A 21,767-nucleotide genomic window follows, 5' to 3' on the forward strand; every position below is an offset into this window, starting at 1 on the left:
GGGTCAGAAGGCGCAGCAGGAGAGTTTGGAGACGTCCGTTTTGTAGGACTGGGCGGCGATCTTGATTCCTTCGGCCATGGTCAGGTAGGGGCTCCATAGGTTCGCAACCTGGTCCACGGTCATCCCGGCTTCCAAGATGTAGACCCCGGCCGCAGCCAGGTCCCCTGCGTCCTTCGCGACGGCGGTGATTCCCACGATGCGTCCGGTGTCGGCGTCGGCGACGATCTTGATGAAGCCGCGGGTGTCCCTGTTCACCAGGGCCCGGGGGACGTATTCCAGGGGCAGGACCCGGCATTCGCACCGGATGCCGGCCTCGTTGGCTTCCTTGTCCGTCATCCCGACTGCGGCCAGGGCTGGGCTGGTGAAGGTGACCCGGGGCAGGTGCCGGTAGTCGACCTCGCGGCCGGCGTTGTTGAAGGCGTTCTCCGCCACCAGGGATCCGTGGGAGGCTGCGACGTAGACGTATTCTCGGTGCCCGGTCACGTCTCCGGCGGCCCAAATCCGTGCATTGGAGCTGGCCAGCTGGCTGTTGACCAGGATCTCGCCGCTGTTCCCGGTCCTGACGCCGACGGCGGCCAGGTTCAGGCCGTCCGTGACCGGGCGGCGGCCCGTGGCGACGAGCAGTTTGGCGGCCCGGATTTCCTCCTGCCCGCCGGAGACGGCCGCGGTCGCGACGATCCCGCCGCTGGCCGGGTCCGGGCGCACGGAGGACACGGCCGCCCGACGGACAACACGGATCCCTTCGTCCGCGAAGACACCCATCAGGGCACGTGAGGCCTCGGGCTCCTCGGCCGAGGCCAGACGGGAGCGGACCACCATGGTGACCTTGGACCCGAGCCGGGCGAAGAGCTGGGCTTGCTCCAGGGCCACGTACCCGCCGCCGATGACGAGCAGGGACTCGGGGACCTCCTCGAGTTCCATGGCAGTGGTGGAGGTCAGGTAACCTGTGTCCGCCAGCCCATCGATGGGGGGTGCCCACGGGGCGGACCCGGTGGCAACCAGATAGTGCAAGGCCCTTACGGATTCCCGGGTCCCGTCGCTTCCTGCGATTTCCAGGAACGGATCGTTCTGGGTGCCGGCGAACACTGCATTGCCTTGGCGCAACTCCCAGCCGTAATCCGTGATCAGGTCGACGTATTTATCCGACCGCATTGTCTCCACCAGGGAACGCTTCCCGCCGATCAGCCCGGCCATGTCCACTTCCCCGGCAGTGGTGTTGATGCCGGGGAACCGGCCGGACGCGTCCAACGCGACATGCCTGGCCTCGGCCGCCGCTAGGAGCGCCTTGGAGGGAACGCAGCCGGTGTTCACGCACGTCCCGCCGACGGTGGAACGCTCGATCATCAGGACGCGTTTGCCCAGGCTGGTCGCCCGGATCGCGGCCGCGAACGCTCCGCCGCCGGAGCCGATGATGGCAAGGTCGAAATCAGGTGTTGGTTCAGACATGAAATCCTCCAAAGTCGTACGGTATCGCCGTCCCACAAGCCCTCGACGGTGCCTCGTATAGGGGTCTTCCCCCAGTCTGCACCTTCCACTATGGGGGAAGGTCAAGAGCCAGACCCGTACCGGCCCCGAACCTTTGAGCCACCACCCTGCTCACCGCCGCCGAAGAGGGTGGGTGATGCCTGTCCCAAGCCGGGAACCAAAGGTTCCTTTATCCGTTCTTGACCTTCCACTAATCTGGAAGGTCAAGAGGGAAATCCCCGGGACAAGAGGTTCATGATGCGTATTGGCGAAACCGCCACAGCTGCCGGCTTGACGTCCAAGACACTGCGGTTTTACGAGGACCGGGGCCTGCTGCCGGCCGCTGACAGGGCACCGAACGGATACCGCGACTACCCCCAGGAAACGGTCGGAAGGTTGGAATTCATCCGCCGCGGCCGCACCGCCGGGCTGACCCTGGCCCAGATCGGAGACATCCTCGCCGTCCGAGACACCGGCCAGGCCCCCTGCATACACGTACGGGACACGCTGGCCAAACAACTCCGGGACCTCGACGCCCGGATCGCAGAACTCACGGCACTGCGGGCGACCGTCGCCGAATTTCATGACGCCGCGGCCGCAGGGGACGCAGCCGCCTGCGACCCCGAACGCATCTGCAGCTATCTCTAACGAGCGCCAAGGGCCGTGCCAGTTCACGCTGCTGGATTGCCCGGTTGGCACCGCCAGTGGTTCCCTGTCATTCAGGGAAGGCGGCAGACTTGCACCGGAGCCGTAAACGCGACCACAAGGAGAACCCATGACCACCGCCATCTCAGTCATTGTCTTTGACGTCAACGAAACCCTGTCAGATATGTCACCCCTGAGGGAACGCTTCAGCGAGGTCGGGGCTCCGGCTGAACTGGCCAAACTCTGGTTCGCCACGCTGCTGCGTGACGGCTTCGCACTGACGGCCAGCGGAGACAACGGATCGTTCGCCGCCATCGGGGCCGACGCACTCCGGGGACTTCTGACCGGGGTGGAGCTTAACCGCCCTCTCGAGGCGGCGGTCGACCATGTCATGGGCGGCATGGCCGGCCTTGGTGTACACCCGGATGTCCCCGAGGGGATCAAGGCCCTCGCCGCTGCAGGACTCCGACTAATCACACTCAGCAACGGCTCCGCCCAGATCGCCGGGAAGCTGTTCAGCGGAGCCGGGATCCGCGACGCGTTTGAGTCACTGCTTTCGGTCGAAGACGCGGCCGCCTGGAAGCCGGCCCGGGCCTCCTACGAATATGCCGCCGACGCTTCCGGGACCGACCCGGCCGGCATGCTGCTGGTCGCCGTGCATCCCTGGGACATTCACGGCGCCGCCCGTGCCGGGCTGCGTACAGCATGGCTGAACAGGACCGGGGGCAGCTACCCGGGATACTTTGAGGCCCCTACATTCGTCGTCACAGCTTTGACCGAACTTCCCGCAGTCCTCGAAGCAGCGCACTGACGGGGACCGTGCCCCGCCCGGACCGGGGCCGGCCGCCGCCTGCTGGTTTGAACCGGGAACCGCGGACCGGGTGGAAGGGGGCCGATACTCCCTTTCACCTTCCCGGTGTTTCAGGCGGTCAGTTCCGGGACGGCGGGCAGGTCCAGTTCGGTTCCGGCGCAATGGTTGAAGTAGGTTGCGATCACGGCCGGTGAGTGGGCCATCCCGGCATGGATGTTGAGCAGATTGCCCATCTGGCGGCCCGCCCGAAGGGCTACCTCATCTTCACCGACCCCTCGACCGAGGCAATGCACTGGTACGGCAGTGACGCCATCACCAGCTCCTACACCAGTTGGCTGGCGCCCACGAACCCGAGGTCGAAAGCTTTGGTCGACGCCATCGCCGGTCTGAGCAAGGACGCGCAGGCCCTTTGCCCGCCACTGCCCTCGAACCCGCCGGTATCACCATCGGCTAAACGATTTGCAGGAGCACCGTCAGGAGCCCTGGGATTAGCAGCACTGGTGTTAGGTAGTCATGGACATGCTAAGAGACGCCGCCATCCTCCGTTCCTGTTGACTACGCTAGGGCGCCCATGGGATCCCAGGCCGGCAGAATAACGGGCTCAGCGTCCAGAGCCCGGCGCAGTTGGGGATCAAGGCGCCACTTGTTGACTACGACCTCGAAAACATACTCGTCGAACCAATTGTCAGCCATGGTGAAGAAACCCTGGTCGCCGTTCTCGTCACCCCAACTGTTTTCCACCCGCCACCGGCGCGTCTGGCCTTCGAACACGTCAACCCCCGTCAAGAGCATGGCGTGGGTCATCGCCGAGTCGCCAAATCGGAGACGAGACTCTTTATCCATGGTCAATTTGGCGCCGTAAAGTCCCTCATAGTCGAAGAGGCGTGCATCCCATAACCCATCTTTGCGCACCATCTGGGGTCCAACGTCGCAACCGAACCATACCGGTTCTCCGCCCACGATGGCTTCCATGGCCAAGCGCTTGGCTAAGCCAATCTCGACGTTTAGGTAAAGTACTGGCGCAGCCCCAATCACGTTGCCTAGGTGCTCGACGGTCAGTGTGCTTCCTTTTGGATGCTCCGGTCGAGGGTCGTCGACCAAGCAGACGTAGTCCTCGAGGTTGAGCGTGGTGTATTTCGCCAGAAAATCCTGCGGCGTCAGCATGCCCTCGCGGTGGAATACTTTTTTATCATCCGTGTATTCCCAGTCAATAAGCGTTGGTGGCGTGCCTAGGTGAAGGGTCAGGATTCGGTGGACGTCTGCGATAATCAGTGCCTTGGCTCGGTCCTGTCTTTCGCTGTCGCCAGCGCAGCTGAGGCGGCGTAGCTCCTGCGCTCCGCGGCGAAGGACTGAACACAGCACGGCGTTCATGCGGCCCGTGTTGGAGGAGGACTCGGTCTCGGGCATGGCGGACTTCGGTACGGCACCGTACTTTTTAAAGATGTTCACGGCCATGTCCCATTGGCCGCCGTCGCCCATTACGGTTTGCAGCAGGTAAGACACGAGGCGATCGTCGTCGGGGCGATCAGCCGTCTCCTGAATGGATTGCAAGAAGTAGTTTGCTCGCTCTAACTTGTCAAAATAGGTGGGGTAGTTTTGAGAAAATTCGAATTCCTTGATGTTTAGTGCCGTCTTGGCTTCGACGCGCAGCAGGTTCAACGCCGCGAAGAGCCAACAACGCCCGGACTTCTTCTGGTTGGTTACCTTCCAGTCGTCAATTCGGTGAGAGACAGTAGTTGAGAGCACTGTCGCAAGGTGGCGGTCAATTGCGAGATCATCGACACTGACCCGCGAAATAGCGTTTTGGGTGCGTTTCAGAACCGGGTCGGCGGCGAATGCTTCGTTCAGTGTCATCAGTTGCTCGGTAGTGAGTGACGCGTCTTTGGTGTCCGTGGTGGTAATAGCACTATTAGTCACAGTTGAATCCTTATAATCTTCCACAGTTGATATCGAATTTATAGAAAGTAATGGGTGGGGTGGCACCTCCCGTCTCAGCTGCCCGTTGAGACCTGCTGTGCGAAGTGGCAACGTGAAACGTGGGTATCGCAAATTTGGATGAGTTCCTGTTCTTCGGGGGCACAAATGGCTTGGGCCATGGGGCAACGGGTATGGAATCGACATCCGGGTGGCGGATCGATCGGCGAGGGCGGATCCCCCTGCAATACGATCCGTTCACGGTCCGTGCCATCATTCTTTCTAAGCTCCGGTGCGGCAGACATCAACGCTCTCGTGTAAGGCTGGCCGGTCCGCTCATACACATCGGCATAGGTACGAAGCAGGTTATCAAGCAGGTTTACCATTTGGGCTCGCACCTACGCATCCAGGGCTGAGACCGGTTCGTCGCAGATGAACAGCTGCGGGCTCAGTGCAATACCACGGGCAATGCCAATACGTCCTTTGCCCCCTGGCGCCCTCGATCATTCGGTCGACTGCCGCAGTGATACAGCGGTCCATGGATGCCCTGTCGGGGACATTGATTTCGATGGGTTGAACATGCTGCATGTTCATGACTGGCTCACCTCGCTGGGTCGGATAGGTAGGACGGTATATCCCTGCGCTTTTTCATACAGGGTTCGAGGTTCGGGGCCGTAGGCTTCCAGCCAGAGAGCGTCCGCTGTAACGGCTGCGTCCTTGACATACCCGGTCCGAATGGTTCGGCCGGCTTTCCGAACCTGGACCTACCGGCCGGCCAAATCCGTCCAATCTGCATGGTCTCCCATGGAGCTGCCTTTCGTGTCGCAATTCACTGTTTTGCTTGTGCCTGCGGCTTATTGCCAAGGTAATTTCCATCCCGCGGTCATCCGGACTGGCATCTGCGGTCCGAGCCAGGAAGCATCTCGCTGTCACTACCGGGCAAGGCGCGCTCCATGGGTACTATCCAGCCACGCCTATCGGGAGACACGCTTTAGCTGCAGCCTGCCGAGTCACAGTGGATGCGGACGGTTTCAGGGTGAGACTGTTCTGAATCCAGCGTTGCCCATGGAGGAATCCGGAGTGTTGGAGGACCGGGCAGCGTTCCTGTAGCGGTTGCAGTATGAATCATGGCAGAGGTACGAACCTCCCCTCATTGATCGTTGGCTTCCTTGTTCCGGGCCTTTGGGGTTCATTTCGGGGGAGATCCGGTAGTAGTCGTGATCGAACCGATCTGCGCACCACTCCCATACGTTCCCTACCATTTGCCAGAGTCCCCAGGCGTTGGGTTCATAGCTGCGGACAGGCGCCGTGGTGAGTGCCCCGTCTTCCAAGGTATTCACCGTGGGAAACAGCCCCTGCCAGATGTTGCAGCGCCAGCCGTTTTCGGCGTCGAGCTCGTCGCCCCATGGGTAGCGCATATGCTCGCGCCCGGCCCGTGCAGCACGCTCCCATTGGGCTTCGGTGGCTAATGCCCTATCGGCCCAGGCACAGTACGCCTGGGCGTCATTCCAGCTCACGTGGACGACCGGGTGGTCTTCGAGTTTGTCAAGACCCGACAGCCGCCCGTGGGGGTGTCTCCAGTCCGCGCCGCGGACGCCTACCCACCATGGCGTCCCGGCTGCTGTACCGATGAGGTCTGACGGGTGTGCCTGCACGGCCAGGTGGAAAACGGCGGAAAAGCCGAATACCTCCGCTTCAGTGCGGTATCCGGTTGCCGAGACAAATTCGGTGAACGCCGTATTGGTCACTGTCGTTGCATCGATTGAGTACGATTCCGTGAACACCCGATGCACGGGAGTTTCACCGTCTGCGTTTAGTCCGTCTCGATGTGAGTCGCCCATATCGAAATAGCCTGCCGGGATATGGATCTGTTCAATAGGGTGTGCCCCGTTGCCAATGTGCCGCGCTGCGCCCCAAGCGGGTGCAGCGCGGCGCGGTTGCGACGCCGGGACACAGCAGTTGGGCCCCTCGGCAGGGTTGCCGTCTGAGACTGCAGTTCGTCTTTTTGTCATGAGCTTTCGACTATCTGTAGCTACCAATGCTTTCGGCGATGCCCATTTGAGGCTGTGCCGAACATGCCTAAGCTATGGCCACATTCCCTTCAGGGTGTCATTTGAGTCAGTCGTGCCCATCCGCAACGCGGAACTTTGAGTTTGATAAGGCCCGTCAAGTTCTGCTTCTCTGTGCTGTGCTTGACTCCGGCTGCATCAAAAACTTCGACGAGAGTCGGCGCCGATCCTTCAACGTCTATCACGACCATGTCCTCGGCCGTGACGTTGAATATCAGGCATTCCTCACCGATTTGCGTGTCGTACTTAACCACTGACGGCGCGTAGAGCCCAATAACGGTTTGTTTACCGGGACGTCGGGCCAAGACGGTTGTATATCCATCGATCGGAAGTGAAGGTTCCAGTTGGGCTTCCAGGATGGTCGCACTGCATTGTTTCCACAACCCGAGGAACGCCTTGATCGTATCCAGGTGCCCGCGGTCAAGTGTTGACAGAGGCATCGAGATCTGTGGAACTCCAAAGAACGCATTCATGAGTTGGCGTGTGCTGACAGCCGGGTCTGCTGTTGGATCCCACATGATGGGATCTGAGTGAACAATACGACTGCCGGCAAGCATGCGGGCATCGATGATAGCGCCCCGGTTCATGTAGGCGTCTCCGGGGCAGTCGTCGGCGCGTAGAACATTTGCGAAGGGTGCGATTGCGGGGCTTACGTAAGGGTGTCTGAACTCGATAAGGAGGTCGCTGAGTCCCCGGAGCTCCAAAGCGCTATTAAGGTCGGCAAGAAGCTGCTGCATCGCTTGCCCGACGTCGGGGATATCGCCGTCGGTGGGCGTGGACGCATAGATCATTGATTCGTTGAGGAAATCGATCTTGAGTCCATCAAGATCGAAGGTTTCGATGAGGCGGACGCAGGTGCTAACAATGTGCTTTCGAGCTGCAGCGATCCTGGGGTCGTAAATGTGGCAGTTGAGGCTTGGTTTGAAAGCGGGCGCCAGGTCCGACAGTTCGGCGAAGTCCGCGCTCTCGGTGCCCAACAGCAGCGGTGCCACCCATAGGACTACCCGCATTCCCTTTTTGTGGACGGTTTCGATTAATCCCTTTAGGTCAGGGAACTTCTGCGGGTCGGCTGTCCAGTCACCGCATCCTTGGTAGCCCCGCCCGTTTCCGAAGTTTTGCCAGCCGTCGTCGATGAAGAGCGTTCGGATGCCCAGGTCCGCAGCAACATTGACGTCGGCGAGAATCTTGGTTTCAGAGATGCGTTGGTTATAGGCATACCACGTCGAGTAAACGGGTTCCGACGCGAAGCCGGGTGCGTTCATCGGATCGGCGTGTTTACTGGCTAGCCAGCTGGCGAGGTGGGGAACACTCTCATTTAGCGTGCCGTCCGATGATCGAACAGCCAGCTCATGGGTAGCACTTCCTTCCGGGAGCGCCAAGTGCACAACAAATGATTTTCCCTCCTCCGAGACCCCATATTTCATTGTCACTTCACGCACGGTTTCATCCAAAGCAAAAGAAAGCAGGGAGTGGCCGCCCCCGTCGTAGAGACAGCCGAGTGGCACCGAGTTCACGATGCTCGCGACTTGCCGTCCCATCCAGTCGGGATCGAGTGAGCGATGATTCCGCGCTGAAGAACCAGCGTTCCAGAAGCCAGCAGAATCCCCCAGCGGTACTTCGATGGCCACTACGCCAGGGTTCGCGCTGTTGTTTCGAAGCCGGAATATGGCAAGCTTGTCGTCATCAATTCGCCCGGTTACTTCCACGCCGTGAGTAAAGATCCTGGCGTTTCGCACGTCTGCGACGTGGCTAAGATTTCCTTGAAAAAGTTCCTGCAGCAAAGTCTCTCCCTTGATTCAATATTGCGATACTAGGGACGTCCCGTGGAAGTCAACGTCTGCTCTACGAGCCGGATTTTTCGTCCCTCTCGTGCCAGTCCTTTCCGTCCGCGACGATCCGCCCGAATAATGTCTACGGCCGAGTTGTGCTGCCGTATTAGCCGCACCTGCTGGCCAAAACATCCGCATTGCCAGGACATCAGCTCGGATTTACTACCAGCTGCGGGATCGGGCCAAACGTGGCGAGAGCTGTCAAAATATACTCGTTGACTACCTCGTCGTCGTGGTCGATCGCGAATCGCCAGATTTTTTCATAGAGCTCATGAACGATCGGCACATACTCATGTGGCACGTTGGCAAGTGGCGGCCTCCCGACTTCGCGTCCGGTCTCCTCAATCGCTAGAAGATTGGTGAGTTCGTCCGGGTCCTGATGAATGTTGTAAAGCTCGTCGAAATCGAAGAGGTTGACGACGAGCTTCCACTTCCCTGAGATGACTGCCCGCTGTATCCCATATGTCTCGTTCCCATTGGTTTGGAAGAAGACATCTCTTGGAGTGTGTGGGTCATGTGTTCCTCGTACGATTCCACTCAAATCCAGCCCCGAACGCTCCCGGGCCGATTCCACGCCGCAAATCTCCATCAGCGTTGGGCCGATGTCCACCAGGGTGATGGGCGAAGTAGCGACTGTCGGGCGCCCGTCCTGCTGTGGCCTTGGATCGCGGAGGATGACCGGAATCTCGTACGCCGGGCTGAAGGCGGGAAGTCCTTTGCCCCAGAGTCCGTGCTCCGCCGTGTAGTCGCCATGATCGGAGAGGTACGCGACGATGGTGTTCTCTGCCTTACCGGACCGTTCCAGAGCCTCCAGCAATCGGCCGAAAAGGTGGTCTTCGTAGCTGCAAAACGCCAGGTAGTGCAGCAAGGCTTCCTGATGTTCCTTCACGGTCAGTTGATCGAAGCGGTCCCGTGTCCGTCGATAGAGATTCGGCTTGTCTGTCATGGGATCGTGAAAGCTCGCCGGAAGCTCGATTGAGTCCAGGTCGTAGAGGTCAATGAATTGCTGTGGCGGGATATAGGGGTCGTGCGGGCCAAGCGTACCGACGTAGAGGAACCACGGTTCGTCGCCTGTGGTCTGAATGAATTCGATGCCGGCGTTCACGATGGATGAATCACCGAACGGGTCTTCTTCCGAGCCGTACAGGTGGTAGGCCGGCCAGCCGGGGCGGATGATTTCGCCCTTGCCTCGGAGCCCCGGGTCCGGGCTTTGAGGCATTGTTCGAAGAACATCCAGTTCTCGCTCGCGTGCTGATGCCCGTTGCTCCTCCAGCGACCCGCCATCGTCCCTGACGTACTTCTTCGATTGCAACTCTTTCCACCCATAGGATGCCGGGGGTTCCGAGTTACTCACGTGCCATTTACCGCTGATTCCCAGCGAGTAGCCTGCGTCGAGGAAGTCTTGGGACCAAAACGGCGTGTCGGAGCGCGGACCTCTGCTGAGGGCATTCGTGACGTTGACGTTGTTCCACACGCCGTGTTCGGACGGGTACACCCCTGAAAAGAAGCTGGCCCGCGAGGGGCAACAGTGGGGTGATGGTGCATACCCGTTCGTGAAGGCAACCGCTCCCTCTCTAAAACGGTCAAGGTTGGGGGTGATTGCCCTCGTGGGGCCGTCGCCGAAGACGGTGCTGGCGCGTTGTTGATCCGTCATGAACACGATGACGTTAGGCTTTTCGGTACTCACGATTTAGCTCCCGAAAAAGCAATTCCTTCGATGAACTGTTTCTGCATAAACAAAAAGAGAACAATGAGCGGCAGCTGCGCGAGAAAAGAGCCTGCCATAAGGAGTGGATACGGCGTGATAAATTCTCCACCAAAGGTGGAGAGTCCCGCCGCCAGATTGAGCTTTTCGGGGTCTGAGTTGACGATCAAGGGCCACAGCAGTTCATTCCAAGAATAGATGGAAGTGAAGATTGCAAGTGCAATCAGCCCGGGTTTAGCAAGCGGGAGCATGATAGCGAAGAATATTCTGAAGGGCCCTGCACCATCGATGCGGGCAGCCTCTTCGAGTGATGCCGGCAAGGATAAGAAAAACTGACGCATGAGGAAGACGCCAAATGCGCTGATGAAGCCCGGCAGTACCAGGCCGGTGACGGTGTTGAGGAGCCCCAGTGACCCAAGTATCTCAGTCTGAGGTAGCAGGTAGAGCTCGCGGGGCACCATCATAATGCCGAGCAGTGCAAAGAAGAGGATGTTCCGGCCCGGGAATCGAAGCCTTGCGAAAGCATAGCCAGCGGCCGAGCAAAGGATCAACACGACCGCGGTTCTCGACAGAACAGAGATTGTCGAGACAAGCAGCTGGTCAAAAAATGGGATAAGAGTCGTCGCTGAGATGTAATTGTCAAGGCGCCACTCGGACGGAAAAAGCGTGGCAGGGACTGACAAGGATTCCGAAGTCGTCTTGAAAGAAGTCAGAAACTGCCAGATGAACGGGAAGAGCATGACAGTGGCGCCTGCAATGAGTACCACATGGACAGCCAGGCTCTCCCAATTAATCGGCTTACGGACAGGTCCTCTAGAGCTAATGGTGTGGCTCTCCTGAGTCGTTAGGCTACTCATAATGAACCCATTTCTTTTGAAGTCTGAACTGAGCAAGGGTAAGAAGGAGAGTCAGGACGAGCAGGACGCATACTATCGCGGCACCGTAACCACGGTTCTGTTCGACGATGGCAGTCTGATAGAAGTAATAAACAATAGTCTCCGCGTTGCGCACATTCGGGCTGGTGGGACCGATCATGACAAACACCAAATCGAATACCTGCAACGATCCGATGACGGTGAGCACTGATACGAGAAATATTGTCGGGCTCGCTATCGGAACGCTGATCCGGAAGAACCGTCGGATGGATCCCGCACCGTCGAGGGCTGCAGCTTCAAGAAGGTCGGACGGGACTGTCTGGAGTCCTGCAATCATCAGCACGATGTTCTGTCCCAGGGAGGCCCAAATGCCGACCAGCGCGATGGTAATCATTACGGTGTTTGGATCTGTCAGCCAGGCAATGGGTGGAATGCCCACGGTCGACAGTGCTTGGTTCACGAGCCCGTACTCCGTGCTGAAAAGGAACTTCCAGACGAGGCCAACGGCAACCGGCATGGTGACGACCGGTATGAAGTAGATAATCCGATAGCCGGAAACGAAGCGTAGTCCTTTGCGGTTGAGGAGTCCCGCGATCATCACCGCAATTGGTATTCCGAGCAGACCCACGACGGCGTAGGTAAGAGTATTGCCGAGGGCGCGCCACATCTCCGGGTCCTGCAGCAGCTTCGTGTATTGCTCCAAACCCACGAAGGTTTCCCCGGAGAAAAAGCCGGTTTCTGTCAGGGACAAGTAGAGGCTGCGGACTATCGGATAGAAGTTGAAGATGATGGCACCGATAAATAGTGGCAGCAGGAACAGGTAGGCAGTAAGCGCTTCGTTCCTTTTTCGCCGTGAACTCACCGTCATCATCGTTTTCCCGGCGGTCCTGGACCGGGCACCTTCCCGGCCCTGAGGCCGGGAAGGCTCCGCTAGAGTCGTATCGCGCATGGAAGGCTACTTCTTCTCCGCGTCCAGCGCCGCTTGGATGTCGCTGTTCGCCTTCGCCGCAGCATCAGCAACCGATGTTTTTCCTTCAAATGCCGGCGTGAGGTCGGTGGCCATCTTCCTGGACCACACTGAGGTGTTGTTCGAACGGTCGATCGGGTAAGCCTTCGCAACCGCATCAGAGAAACTGCGCACATCAATTGTGCTGGCGAAGTGATCAATGAAGGTCTGATCAAGTTCCGGATACGCGGTAAAACCTATTCCGTTTTCGGTGTAGATCTTGGCAGCATCCTTTGAACCCAGGAATTGGATGAGTTTCAGGGCCTCTGCCGGATGCTTTGCCTTTTTAGGCATAACGTTTCCAAGGGACGATGTGGAGGTTTCGTTGGTTCCTGCTGACCCCTTCGGGTAGGGGGCAACACCGATACGTCCGGCTTTACCAAGAGGTGAGTCCGCGAAGCTGCGGCTCATCCAGGATCCGTCAGGGTGCATTGCCGCTTTTGCAGAGAGGAACAGACTGATCGGATCCGTCTCTGCTTGTTGGGCAAGGGTTGGAGCACTGCCCTGGGCGATGAGGTCTGTCCAGAACTGAATACCCTTAATGGCCGCCGGCGAGTCAATCTCGGCTTTCGTTGCGTCCGAGTTGATAATGCGGCCGCCTTCGTTGTGGATAGTTGCACCATAAGTGGCGCGGCTATCCAGCGGTGCCGTCGTTCCCCATACCTGTGTCCCTGAATTTGCGAGCGACTTGGCTGTTGCCGCATAGTCAGACACCGTCCAGTTATCCGCCGGGTATTTGACCCCGGCCGCGTCGAACAGATCCTTGTTGTACCAGATCCCGATAGCATCCCGGTTGTTCGGGAATGTGTACAGTTCGTTTTTCCAGGTGTAGAGCCCGCGCATTGTTGCAGGGACAGCATCAGCCGTGACGCCTTCCCCTTCCTTGACAGGAGCAAGTATTCCTTGGGATGCGTAGATGGGGAAGTTCTGCGGGTTCGTCCAGAACACGTCAGGAAGCGTGCCGTTGCTGGCTTCTGTCTGGCGTTTGGTCCAGTAGTCACCAAAAGCGAGGACCTGGGTCTTGACCGTAATGTTCGGATTTTTTTTCGAGAATTCGTCGAACATTTTTCTGAAGACTGGTTCTTGGGTGGTGTCCCACATTGCGTATGTGAGTTCCACCGGTTCGTCCTTGGCGCTTGTCGCCCCGGTGGAGCAGCCTCCCAGGACCATGGCTGCGACAATACTTGTCGCTGCTGCAAGAATTCGTTTCCTCATTTTGTTCCTATCTGTATCGCCGCTGTTTTAATAGCGGACATTTAGTTAGAGCAGGTAAGTTCAAATAACACGAGTGATTCGGGTTGGAGAGACGGAGCAGGGAGCCCCACCGTGGAGAGCAGCTCACCCGAGATCGTCGGGGATCCTTTACCACCATGGAGATCTCGGAGCCAGCGCACGTTGCGCCAATGCCCAACGAAATCCGGAGAATCCACCAAATCAATGCGATAAAGCCGGTCGGGAGCCAAACCAGGGAACCTGATACGTCCCGGAACGCCGCTGGCCGACTGACGCATCCCAACAAGTGCGTAAAGACCGACCGACTGGTCTCGAGCGACGACACCGTGCAGGAGCTGGCAGTCATCGTCCATGTCAGCTCGGACCACCCGGCCGCTATGCAACAAGGGGCGCCACGTCTTGTAGATTTCGAGCCATCTCGCCAGCCCCTGCCGTTCTGTTTCGTCGATCTCCGAGATATCCCACTCGATGCCAAAGTGCCCGAACAGTGCCGTCCCCGCCCGGAAGGCAAGTGAATGTGTCCGCCCGGTTGTGGTTGACTGCGGACGTGCTATATGTGCGCCGATAAGTTCCGGCGGAACGAGCTGCCCCGTCCAGCGTTGAATAAGTTGCCTGTCCAACGCATCATGGTTGTCAGAGGCCCAGAATCGGTCTGTGTGTTCGGCGACACCGAGATCGATTCTGGCGCCGCCGGCGCTGCAGGATTCGATCTCAACTCCGGGAAACTCGCGCCTAAGCTCGGCCATCAAGCGGTACACGGCAACTGTCTGCCGGTGCACGGCAGGCGCATGATTAATCGACGATCCAGCTTCGAGGAGGTCTCGATTGTGGTCCCATTTCATGTAAGCGATGTCGTTGTCGCGCAGCAACGCACGCAACTGCGCCAAAATGTGGTTGTAAGCCTCTACGCGCGTGAGGTCCAGTACATACTGGGTGCGTGCACTTCGGGGAAGTTCGGCCGATGCCTGGAGGAGCCAGTCAGGATGTGCGCGGATCAGGTCCGAATCCAGGTTCACCATTTCAGGTTCAATCCATATACCGAACTCCATGCCGAGACGCTTTGCGGACTCGATCAGGGGCCGGAGACCGTCTGGCCACCGCTCCTCGTCCACAACCCAGTCACCGAGACCCGCCTTATCGTTCACGCGGCCCTTAAACCAGCCGTCGTCCAAAACGAAGCGTTCGACTCCGATGCCTGCGGCCTTCTCCGCGAGAAATATCAGGTGTTCGGGAGAATGGTCGAAGTACACGGCCTCCCAAACGTTAAGAACCACGGGACGCGGCTTCCAAGGGTGCTGTTCACGATTCCTCAGAAATTCGTGGAACCTGGACGCCGCAGCATCCAGGCCGTCGCCATATGTCCAGTAGACCCACGGAGTCGCGAAGTCATCGCCGGGCCGGATAGTGACCTCCCCCGGAAGCAGAAGCTCACTGCCACCCAGGACCTGGACTCCATTTCCCAGCCGTTCGAGGAAATGCCTATGGTTTCCGCTGAACCCTACATGAACCCCCCAAACCTCGCCCGATTCGAAGCCAAAGCCCGGTACCCCGGCATGCAGTACATATGCGCTGTCGTGACCTGTACGGCCGCGACGGTTCTCCCTTACATGCGAACCGATACTGATCGGAGCCCGTTGCGGTGCCCGTTCGTAACCCCAGTGGCCAGAGAAGTCCAGCCGCTCCGAGGCCCTGAGCGGCACCGGAAACGCCATAGCAAGCTCCTCCAGCGAGTACGTTGAGGAGGGTTCCGAACTTCCCGCCGTCTCGGGAGCCACGAGGACAGTTGCGCGGGTTCGTACCAGACCAGACGCTGTCATCTCGATTTCAAGTCGAACCCGGAGGCCACTGTTGCTGTCAACAAGGTCGTACTCGATGTGTCCCCCGGGAGCTTCGATCTCAGATTGATGTACTTGTTCACCATTCAAAGAGACCGACTGGACATGAAATCGCGGAGACCATGAAGAGCCGTCCGAGTGTCCGCTCAGACCGAAGCGCCCCATCCATCCCTCATGATGAGATGGGAGTATCGCAAGTCGCGTAGGTGTGTCAGCGGTGCTGTTCGCCGACGGCATTTCATCGAGTTGGGCCCACAGCCGCAACTCATGAATCGGCGATGCCAGGCTACGGCCCCAATGGACAACGGCCGGGGATCGACGCTGGGAAGTGTCTAAGACGAGGGAAACGCCTCCGCTAGAGAGGTGAATAAGCTCGGATACTGAGTCCTGAGTTGTAGCCGTGGACCCTCCTTCCGCTTCAGTTGATGGGTGCTGCGCTGTCACGAATGACGCTCCTCAATGCCACGGCTGCGGCTCCTTTGGACCATCCTGCAAGTGGCAGGTGGTCAACGAGTGTTTCTGACTTCGCGGCCCGCCAGTGCCGCGCGCGTTCGAATTCGCGATTCACTGCGTCCCCGTAGGTCGTGTAGACGGCGATGCCGTCACCGGTGACGATTACGCGTTCAGGTCCAAGCATGTTTACTACCAACGCCAGCGCCCGACCTATGGCAATAGCCGCGTCACTGAAAATTCGATTGGCGATGGCATTGCCCGTTTCTGCTATCTCAAGCAGGTCCTCGAATGAGCGGCCCGGAAAATATGGTGACGCTTGCCTCAGAATTGATGGAATGGACGCGTATGAAGACAGGCACCCGCGGTGCCCGAGATCGCATATCGGCCCAGATCGATCGATTTCCAGATGGCTCAACAACCCTGAACGACCCTCAACACCATGCACAATCTCGCCGCTGACTATCAGCCCGCATCCGATACCCGTTCCCAGCGTCAGCACCGCAAGGTCCTTGCATCCCCGCCCTAGACCGAACCAATGCTCGTAGGTCGTCGCTGCGTTAACGTCATTGCTTAGAACCGTCCTGAGCCCTGTTCTCGCCTCGACCGCGTCAGCGAGACGCCCTGAACTCCAACCAAGGTAAGCAACATCATGAACCCCACGGCCATCTGGATCGACCGTTGCTGGCAAGCCAACACCGATTGCCGCCACATCATATTCAAATGGCGAGCGCTCCATCAGTTCGGCCGTTGCTTTAACAGCAGCGTCAATGCTCGCCCCTTCAATCGAAAGCTCGGCGTAATGCAGCTGTTTTCCTTGCATGTCAATCCACGTGCCAAAGGCCATATCCGGCGTTAACTTGACGCCTAGAGTAACGATCCGATCCGCCACGGGGAGGAGAATACGGGCCGGCCGGCCTGTGCCTCGAAGTATCTCTTCCGACTCTTCGAGATACCCATGAGAGATCAAGGACGCTATCAACTTACTGACACGGCCATTCGAGAGGGCAAGAGCCTGTGCTACCTGCGCTCGACTGGAAACCTGCCCGGAAACTATGAGCTCGAGGGCGCGCCGTTCGCTGTCCCCCAACTGTGTGAGGTGTGACTCTCTATACATGCCAACACTGTATCTTAGTTTCCTAAGGAATGGAAGATCCTGGTAAATGGATATTTAAGCCCCTAGTTGACGCATACTTAAATACCAATGGAAAGTATTAGGCGTGGCGCCTTGGCTGTGCGCTTGTTTGCGTTTTCCATGACTCACTGCGTGGGCCCCAATGCTTCGACAACACGGCTGGACCTCCCAGGTCCGGTCCTGGACAAAGCCACCCCACCTTCACCGGCCTGGACATGGACATGGACATGGACCAGCTCGTAGCTCATCGTCGCGGACCGGGTGCCGATCGCGGCCGAATTTCCCACCGCCCGGGTGCAACTCAAGACCCAGTCGACCCGCACTGAGCGAAAACAGAATGCCGCCACCAAGCCCTGAAATCCACAGGCCCGCGCGTGGACACCCCCGATAATGTCCCTGAACCCAATTCACAAGCGTTCAATTTCGGTGCAAAGGACCACGGCGGAGTCGGACTAACCGTACTCAAGCACGAGAACCCGCTCCGGCGCTCAGCGGACACAATAGGGTTGACGCCTATCAACAACGACGCCCCGGCATCATGCCGCGCCATGAATGGTCAAAAGCATCATCGCCGTTTGTCATTCTGATCCCCATCATCGCCGGGCGGGTCCTCCGCGGTGATTCGTCTATCAGAACGGCGCACACATCTGACTGACGCGCCCTGTGCCAGCCAGCCGCTGAAGGAGAAAGAACATGGAACCGCTCATCATCAAAACCCCGCCGACGTCCTCAGTTTCATTGGCCACACCTTGGGGTTTTGGCCCCAAGAAAGCCTGGTGTTCATCACCCTGGCCGACAACCACGTAGGGGCAACCCTCCGCGTCGACCTGCGGAAGCCAGGCGCCGAAATCAGTTACGCAAAGATGGTCGCCGAATACCTCGGCCACGACACCAGCGCCGAAGGTGTGCTCCTCAACGTCTACACCTCGGAGCCCATGAATGGCGGCCACAAACCACACGCGGCAACTATCGCTGCGCTCACGGGCGCCCTGGCCGGGCGAGGACTCACCATCGGGGAAGGACTCCTCGTCGGAGATCGGACGGTGTCACAGTACGACGGCGATCCTAAGAAGGGCGTCCGGCTCCCCTAGAGTGCCACCCAATCCAGCCAGACCAACGCCGCATTCCGTCCCGTGCGATCCTCCGACGAAATCGAGAACAACGGTCGAGCAGGCCGAAGGACCATCGATGGCTACCGCGACACCTACCGGCGTGTCACCAAACCCGCGCTGGCCGGACTTCGCCTCCACGAGCTCAGCACCGGCCGCATCTACCGGTTCCTCAACAACGTCGCCTCAGACCACCCCGCCACAGCACGTCATTCCAAAATCGTGCTGACCGGCATGATCGGTCTCGCGGTCCGACATGATGCTCTGCACAGCAATCCAGTCCGGGATGTCGGACCCATCAAGATCGCCACGAAGGACGTCAAGGCGCTGTCAGTCAATGACGTTCAGAAGCTCCCGACTGTCGCTGGAAGGTGGCAGGAGGACCCCGCACACCAAGGACGGCCACGCGCTACAGATCTACTGGACGTTCTCGATATCTTCCTTGCCACGGGCGCCCGAATTGGTGGGGGCTTGGCCATCCGCTGGCAGGACGTCGACCTCGAAGCGGAACCGCCAACCATCACCATCTCGGGAACTGTCGTCATGGAGAAAGGCCGCGGCACCTACCGGCAAGACCATCCGAAGACGAAAGCCGGCTTCCGCACGATGAAGGTGCCTCCTTTTGCCGTACAAACACTCCGATGCAAACAAACAGCCGAGCAGCCCAAGCCCGAAGCCATGTTGTTCCCGTCTTCCACAGGAAATGTCCGCAGCCCACACAACTTCCGCAGGCGTTGCCACTCTCATCGACCAGGAATACAGTTCCAACATGCCGCCGCCCAGCTGGGTCCCTCCGGAACTGCGATCACGGAGAAGCACTACATTGCCGGCCCTTCGCAGTTAGGCATGGTTGGTTTGTTTGATCCGGTAAGGTCGGTGGCCGCCGGCGGCGAGTAGGCATCTGAGTCGGTAGTTGGTGAAGTTGCGGAAGCCTCTGGCGATTCGGCGTGTGGTTTCGATGACGCCGTTGATTGCTTCCGTGGGTCCGTTGGAGGCGCCGTTGGTGTCGAAGTAGGCCAGGATCGCCGTCTTCCATTGTTTGAGTGTCCGGCCGAGGCGGGCGACTTCGGGGATCGGGCAGGTCGGGAATGACGCTATGACTTCGTTGACGAGTTCCCTGCCCCGTTCCGGCCGGGCGTGGTAGATGTTGCGGAGCTTCTGATAGCACTGCCAGGCGAGGGTGACTTCGTGGTCGGGGTCCCCGAGAGTGAGTTTCGCATCGAGCCGTGCGGATTGCTTGTCGGAGAGATGTTCAGCGCCGATCTGTAGGGTCCTCCGGATGCCGTAGAGCGGATCTCCCTTGCGGCCGCGGTGCCCCAGGGTGTCCTGCTGGACGCGGCGGCGGACTTCATCGACCATGGCTGATCCGAGCTTCACAACATGGAAGGCGTCCAGGACCGTGATAGCTTCGGGTAGCTCGTCGCGGATCGCGTTGGCGTAGCCGCGGAATGGATCCAGCGCCGCTGTCTTGATGCCGGCGGTGAACCCGGTGCCGCGGTCTTTGAGCCAGTCGGCGTAGGCCTTCCCGGATCGGCCCGGGACGAGGTCCAGCAGCCGGGCGTGGACCATGCCGTGGGCGTCGCGGGTGTGGTCCACGATCCCGGTGACCATGCCGGATCCCGGCGGGCCGGTGTGGGACCAGACATGCTCATCGACGCCGAGCGCGTCAACGCCGGCGAGCCGATCGGCGCTCCCGATGCGGCGGGTGGCCTCTGCCTTGATGGCGTCCCAGACGGTGTGCCAGGAGACCCCGAGTTGGTGGGCCAGGGCCGAGACCGGGGTATCGAAACCCTGCAGCGCGTCGGTCGCCCACCCAACGGCCCGGCGGGTGCTCTTCGGTGAACGTCATTCTTGGGCAGCCCGGGTCCGGGCAGCGCCAGACCCGTTTGGCCCACAGCAGCCGCACCGGCCTGCCGAAACAGGGAATGTCATGGAGCCGGACCTGGCGGCGGCCGTGGCCTACCGCGACGACGCCGCAATCAGGGCAACCCGCGAGTTCCCCGCCGGTCTCGATGCGCAGAAGCAGGCCGGTCCCGGTTGCCGTGACAGTGCTGACGTGGATGCCCTCGACACCGAGCAGCGCATCCGCGCGCGCGCACCAGCGGCCACCGGAACAAGACATAGAGTTATTCATGTCAGGGTCTCTTTTGCTATTGGTTTGCTTGGTCGCTACCAATTCAAAGAGGCCCTGACCTCTTTCCCACCGCACCACGCCGCACCGAAAACCCCCAGCCCGGCGGCGGTATCCTCAGACCGCCCTAACCACGCTCATCTGCGAAGGGCCACATTGCCAAGGCAACCGAATCGCCGGATCTCACGGAGGCCCTCCAAAAGATTGGCAACGTGCCTCCGCCTCACCCGGAACGAAAGTCCGGATGAACACCGGAATTTTTCCAAAGCGTGTCGTTTCCGTGTGGTCGCCCAAAAACAGGCAAGGTAAAAGCCCTCCAACCCAACGTTTCCGCAGGTCAGAGGGCCTTCAATGTGGAGCTAAGGAGATTCGAACTCCTGACCTCTTCGATGCGAACGAAGCGCTCTACCAACTGAGCTATAGCCCCGGAACAGTCCGCCTTCCCTGGTGAACGGGCGGTACCGGTGACCTTAGGCTACAAATTTTCGTCCCGCATTGCGAATTGACACTCCGCACACGGGCGGGCAAACGGCGTGGGCTGCTCTGGCAAGCTATCAGGCGCGGCGGCGCTGCAGGACGTCGTCGAGGTTGCTCAGGGCGCTCTGCGCCTTGGTGAGGGGCTTCGCGGCAGGCGCGGCGGGCGCGGCAGCGGGTACGCCCTGTTTCAGGGACGGCTTACCGACGGCTTTGGGTGCCTCAGGAAGATCAAGCGGCTGGGGAGCCGGGCGCTCTGCCTTGGCCGCTTCAACGTACACCGGTTTCGGCACGTCTACCGGTTCCCAGGTGGTGTCAGCCGGCTTCAGCGATAGGGCAGCGCTGGTATCTCCGGCGGCAACGGCTACAGCCAGTGCCGCTTCCCGGAGTTCCATCGCGGTCAGGGGCTTGGGCTCCGGCTTGGGCTGGTGGGCCTCGGCGTCAAAGAGCCGGCTTTCCGGCCGGGCGGCGGGACGGGCCACGGTATCCGTGGCGTCAGATCCTGAACGCCGCACGGGGGCACTCATCGCTGAGCGAAAAGCGGCGTTGACCTTCGCTTTGCGGTCCCGGACAGCCAGGGACCGGAGCACCGCCACAGCTGCGACGGTGGCGGCCAGGCCGGCCACCGGCAGCAGCGCGCTGCCGATTCCGAACGGCAGAAGAACACCCGAAACAAACGCGGTCAGCAGCGACAGGACCCCGACGAGGGCGATCGCTGTCCTGCCATAGCGGATCCGGAACGCGCCGCCCGTCGTCGAACTGCCGGACGTTTCCGTTGCGGTCTCGGGGCTCTTCCTGATCTCCATGGCTTTCTCCTGCTGGGCGGTGATGTTCAGTACCGTCCCGGCTCTCGGTTCCGATGATTCAATGGCTGGTACTTCTGCCAGGAAGTCGCCAGCGGCCTGGGCCTGGTGCCGGCGGTTCCGCAGAACGTAGGGCGCAACCCACACGATCCAGAGCACAACGGCAACCACAAGGATCACTGAGCTGCTTAGGGGGAAGTCCACAATCAAAACCGTATGAGTATTACGGCAGCCGCCCCCGCATTAGCCACGGTGTGTCGCGGGCAACGTGGCAATTGA

The 21,767-nt window shown here is 59.7% G+C and carries 19 protein-coding genes and 1 tRNA gene; 4 read left to right on the top strand and 16 right to left on the bottom strand.

The window, feature by feature from the left end; translation table 11 throughout:
- Positions 1–3 precede the first annotated feature (3 nt).
- Positions 4–1,446 (bottom strand): mercury(II) reductase, encoded by a 1,443-nt coding sequence (merA, locus tag FYJ92_RS13335; protein WP_185261144.1) that lies wholly within the window; start codon positions 1,444–1,446, stop codon positions 4–6.
- A 276-nt stretch (positions 1,447–1,722) separates the two neighbouring features.
- On the opposite strand from merA, the gene FYJ92_RS13340 reads away from it, so the two are divergent.
- On the top strand, positions 1,723–2,112 hold the full coding sequence (locus FYJ92_RS13340) for a heavy metal-responsive transcriptional regulator (protein WP_185263803.1): 390 nt from the start codon (positions 1,723–1,725) through the stop codon (positions 2,110–2,112).
- A gap of 127 nt (positions 2,113–2,239) precedes the next feature.
- Positions 2,240–2,920, top strand: coding sequence for a haloacid dehalogenase type II (locus FYJ92_RS13345; RefSeq protein WP_185261145.1), 681 nt, complete (start codon positions 2,240–2,242; stop codon positions 2,918–2,920).
- Positions 2,921–3,030: 110 nt separating this feature from the next.
- Here the strand turns inward: FYJ92_RS13345 and FYJ92_RS19125 are convergent, their stop codons facing one another.
- The 11 genes from FYJ92_RS19125 to FYJ92_RS13395 all read right to left on the bottom strand — a co-directional run bounded on the left by FYJ92_RS19125 (position 3,031) and on the right by FYJ92_RS13395 (position 16,728).
- Positions 3,031–3,153 carry a hypothetical protein gene (locus FYJ92_RS19125; protein WP_255482075.1) on the bottom strand — a complete coding sequence of 41 codons (123 nt, stop codon included), beginning with the start codon at positions 3,151–3,153 and terminating at the stop codon, positions 3,031–3,033.
- Positions 3,154–3,475: 322 nt separating this feature from the next.
- Complete coding sequence (locus tag FYJ92_RS13350; RefSeq protein WP_255482076.1) at positions 3,476–4,837, bottom strand: aminopeptidase C; 1,362 nt, start codon at positions 4,835–4,837, stop codon at positions 3,476–3,478.
- Positions 4,838–4,911: 74 nt separating this feature from the next.
- Positions 4,912–5,220, bottom strand: a complete 309-nt coding sequence (locus tag FYJ92_RS19130) for an oligopeptide/dipeptide ABC transporter ATP-binding protein (RefSeq protein WP_370525976.1) — start codon at positions 5,218–5,220, stop codon at positions 4,912–4,914.
- A 645-nt stretch (positions 5,221–5,865) separates the two neighbouring features.
- Positions 5,866–6,675, bottom strand: a complete 810-nt coding sequence (locus tag FYJ92_RS13360; protein ID WP_255482077.1) for a formylglycine-generating enzyme family protein — start codon at positions 6,673–6,675, stop codon at positions 5,866–5,868.
- Between the two features lie 260 nt (positions 6,676–6,935).
- Positions 6,936–8,684 carry a glycoside hydrolase family 36 protein gene (locus FYJ92_RS13365; RefSeq protein ID WP_185261147.1) on the bottom strand — a complete coding sequence of 583 codons (1,749 nt, stop codon included), beginning with the start codon at positions 8,682–8,684 and terminating at the stop codon, positions 6,936–6,938.
- A gap of 196 nt (positions 8,685–8,880) precedes the next feature.
- Positions 8,881–10,419, bottom strand: a complete 1,539-nt coding sequence (locus tag FYJ92_RS13370; protein ID WP_185261148.1) for a sulfatase-like hydrolase/transferase — start codon at positions 10,417–10,419, stop codon at positions 8,881–8,883.
- On the bottom strand, positions 10,416–11,177 hold the full coding sequence (locus FYJ92_RS13375; protein WP_227008034.1) for a carbohydrate ABC transporter permease: 762 nt from the start codon (positions 11,175–11,177) through the stop codon (positions 10,416–10,418). Before FYJ92_RS13375 ends, FYJ92_RS13370 begins: the two co-directional genes overlap by 4 nt.
- A gap of 109 nt (positions 11,178–11,286) precedes the next feature.
- A complete protein-coding gene (locus FYJ92_RS13380) occupies positions 11,287–12,261 on the bottom strand; it encodes a carbohydrate ABC transporter permease (RefSeq protein WP_219729665.1) in 975 nt (324 codons plus the stop codon).
- A gap of 6 nt (positions 12,262–12,267) precedes the next feature.
- Positions 12,268–13,533, bottom strand: coding sequence for a sugar ABC transporter substrate-binding protein (locus tag FYJ92_RS13385; RefSeq protein WP_185261150.1), 1,266 nt, complete (start codon positions 13,531–13,533; stop codon positions 12,268–12,270).
- Positions 13,534–13,574: 41 nt separating this feature from the next.
- The gene (locus FYJ92_RS13390) at positions 13,575–15,830 is read right to left on the bottom strand and encodes an alpha-galactosidase (protein ID WP_185261151.1); all 2,256 of its coding nucleotides are present in this window, start codon (positions 15,828–15,830) and stop codon (positions 13,575–13,577) included.
- Entirely contained in the window at positions 15,805–16,728 is a 924-nt protein-coding gene (locus tag FYJ92_RS13395; protein ID WP_185261152.1) for an ROK family protein, read from the bottom strand. The genes FYJ92_RS13390 and FYJ92_RS13395 overlap by 26 nt, the downstream gene beginning before the upstream one ends.
- Before the next feature lie 1,019 nt (positions 16,729–17,747).
- Here FYJ92_RS13395 and FYJ92_RS13400 point away from each other — a divergent pair.
- Both FYJ92_RS13400 and xerC read left to right on the top strand, forming a co-directional pair.
- Positions 17,748–18,062 carry a DUF4192 family protein gene (locus FYJ92_RS13400; RefSeq protein ID WP_255482078.1) on the top strand — a complete coding sequence of 105 codons (315 nt, stop codon included), beginning with the start codon at positions 17,748–17,750 and terminating at the stop codon, positions 18,060–18,062.
- Between the two features lie 42 nt (positions 18,063–18,104).
- On the top strand, positions 18,105–18,977 hold the full coding sequence (xerC, locus tag FYJ92_RS13405; protein ID WP_185261154.1) for a tyrosine recombinase XerC: 873 nt from the start codon (positions 18,105–18,107) through the stop codon (positions 18,975–18,977).
- Here xerC and FYJ92_RS13410 read toward each other — a convergent pair.
- The 4 genes from FYJ92_RS13410 to FYJ92_RS13420 all read right to left on the bottom strand — a co-directional run bounded on the left by FYJ92_RS13410 (position 18,921) and on the right by FYJ92_RS13420 (position 21,668).
- Positions 18,921–19,847, bottom strand: coding sequence for an ISL3 family transposase (locus FYJ92_RS13410; protein WP_370526272.1), 927 nt, complete (start codon positions 19,845–19,847; stop codon positions 18,921–18,923). The genes xerC and FYJ92_RS13410 overlap by 57 nt on opposite strands.
- Positions 19,747–20,214: a transposase family protein gene (locus tag FYJ92_RS19340; protein WP_370525977.1), complete on the bottom strand. Its 468-nt coding sequence runs from the start codon at positions 20,212–20,214 to the stop codon at positions 19,747–19,749. The genes FYJ92_RS13410 and FYJ92_RS19340 overlap by 101 nt, the downstream gene beginning before the upstream one ends.
- A gap of 351 nt (positions 20,215–20,565) precedes the next feature.
- Positions 20,566–20,638, bottom strand: a tRNA-Ala gene (locus tag FYJ92_RS13415).
- A gap of 127 nt (positions 20,639–20,765) precedes the next feature.
- The gene (locus FYJ92_RS13420) at positions 20,766–21,668 is read right to left on the bottom strand and encodes a hypothetical protein (RefSeq protein ID WP_185263806.1); all 903 of its coding nucleotides are present in this window, start codon (positions 21,666–21,668) and stop codon (positions 20,766–20,768) included.
- Positions 21,669–21,767 lie beyond the last annotated feature (99 nt).

This window comes from Pseudarthrobacter sp. NBSH8 (assembly GCF_014217545.1).
GTDB lineage: Bacteria > Actinomycetota > Actinomycetes > Actinomycetales > Micrococcaceae > Arthrobacter.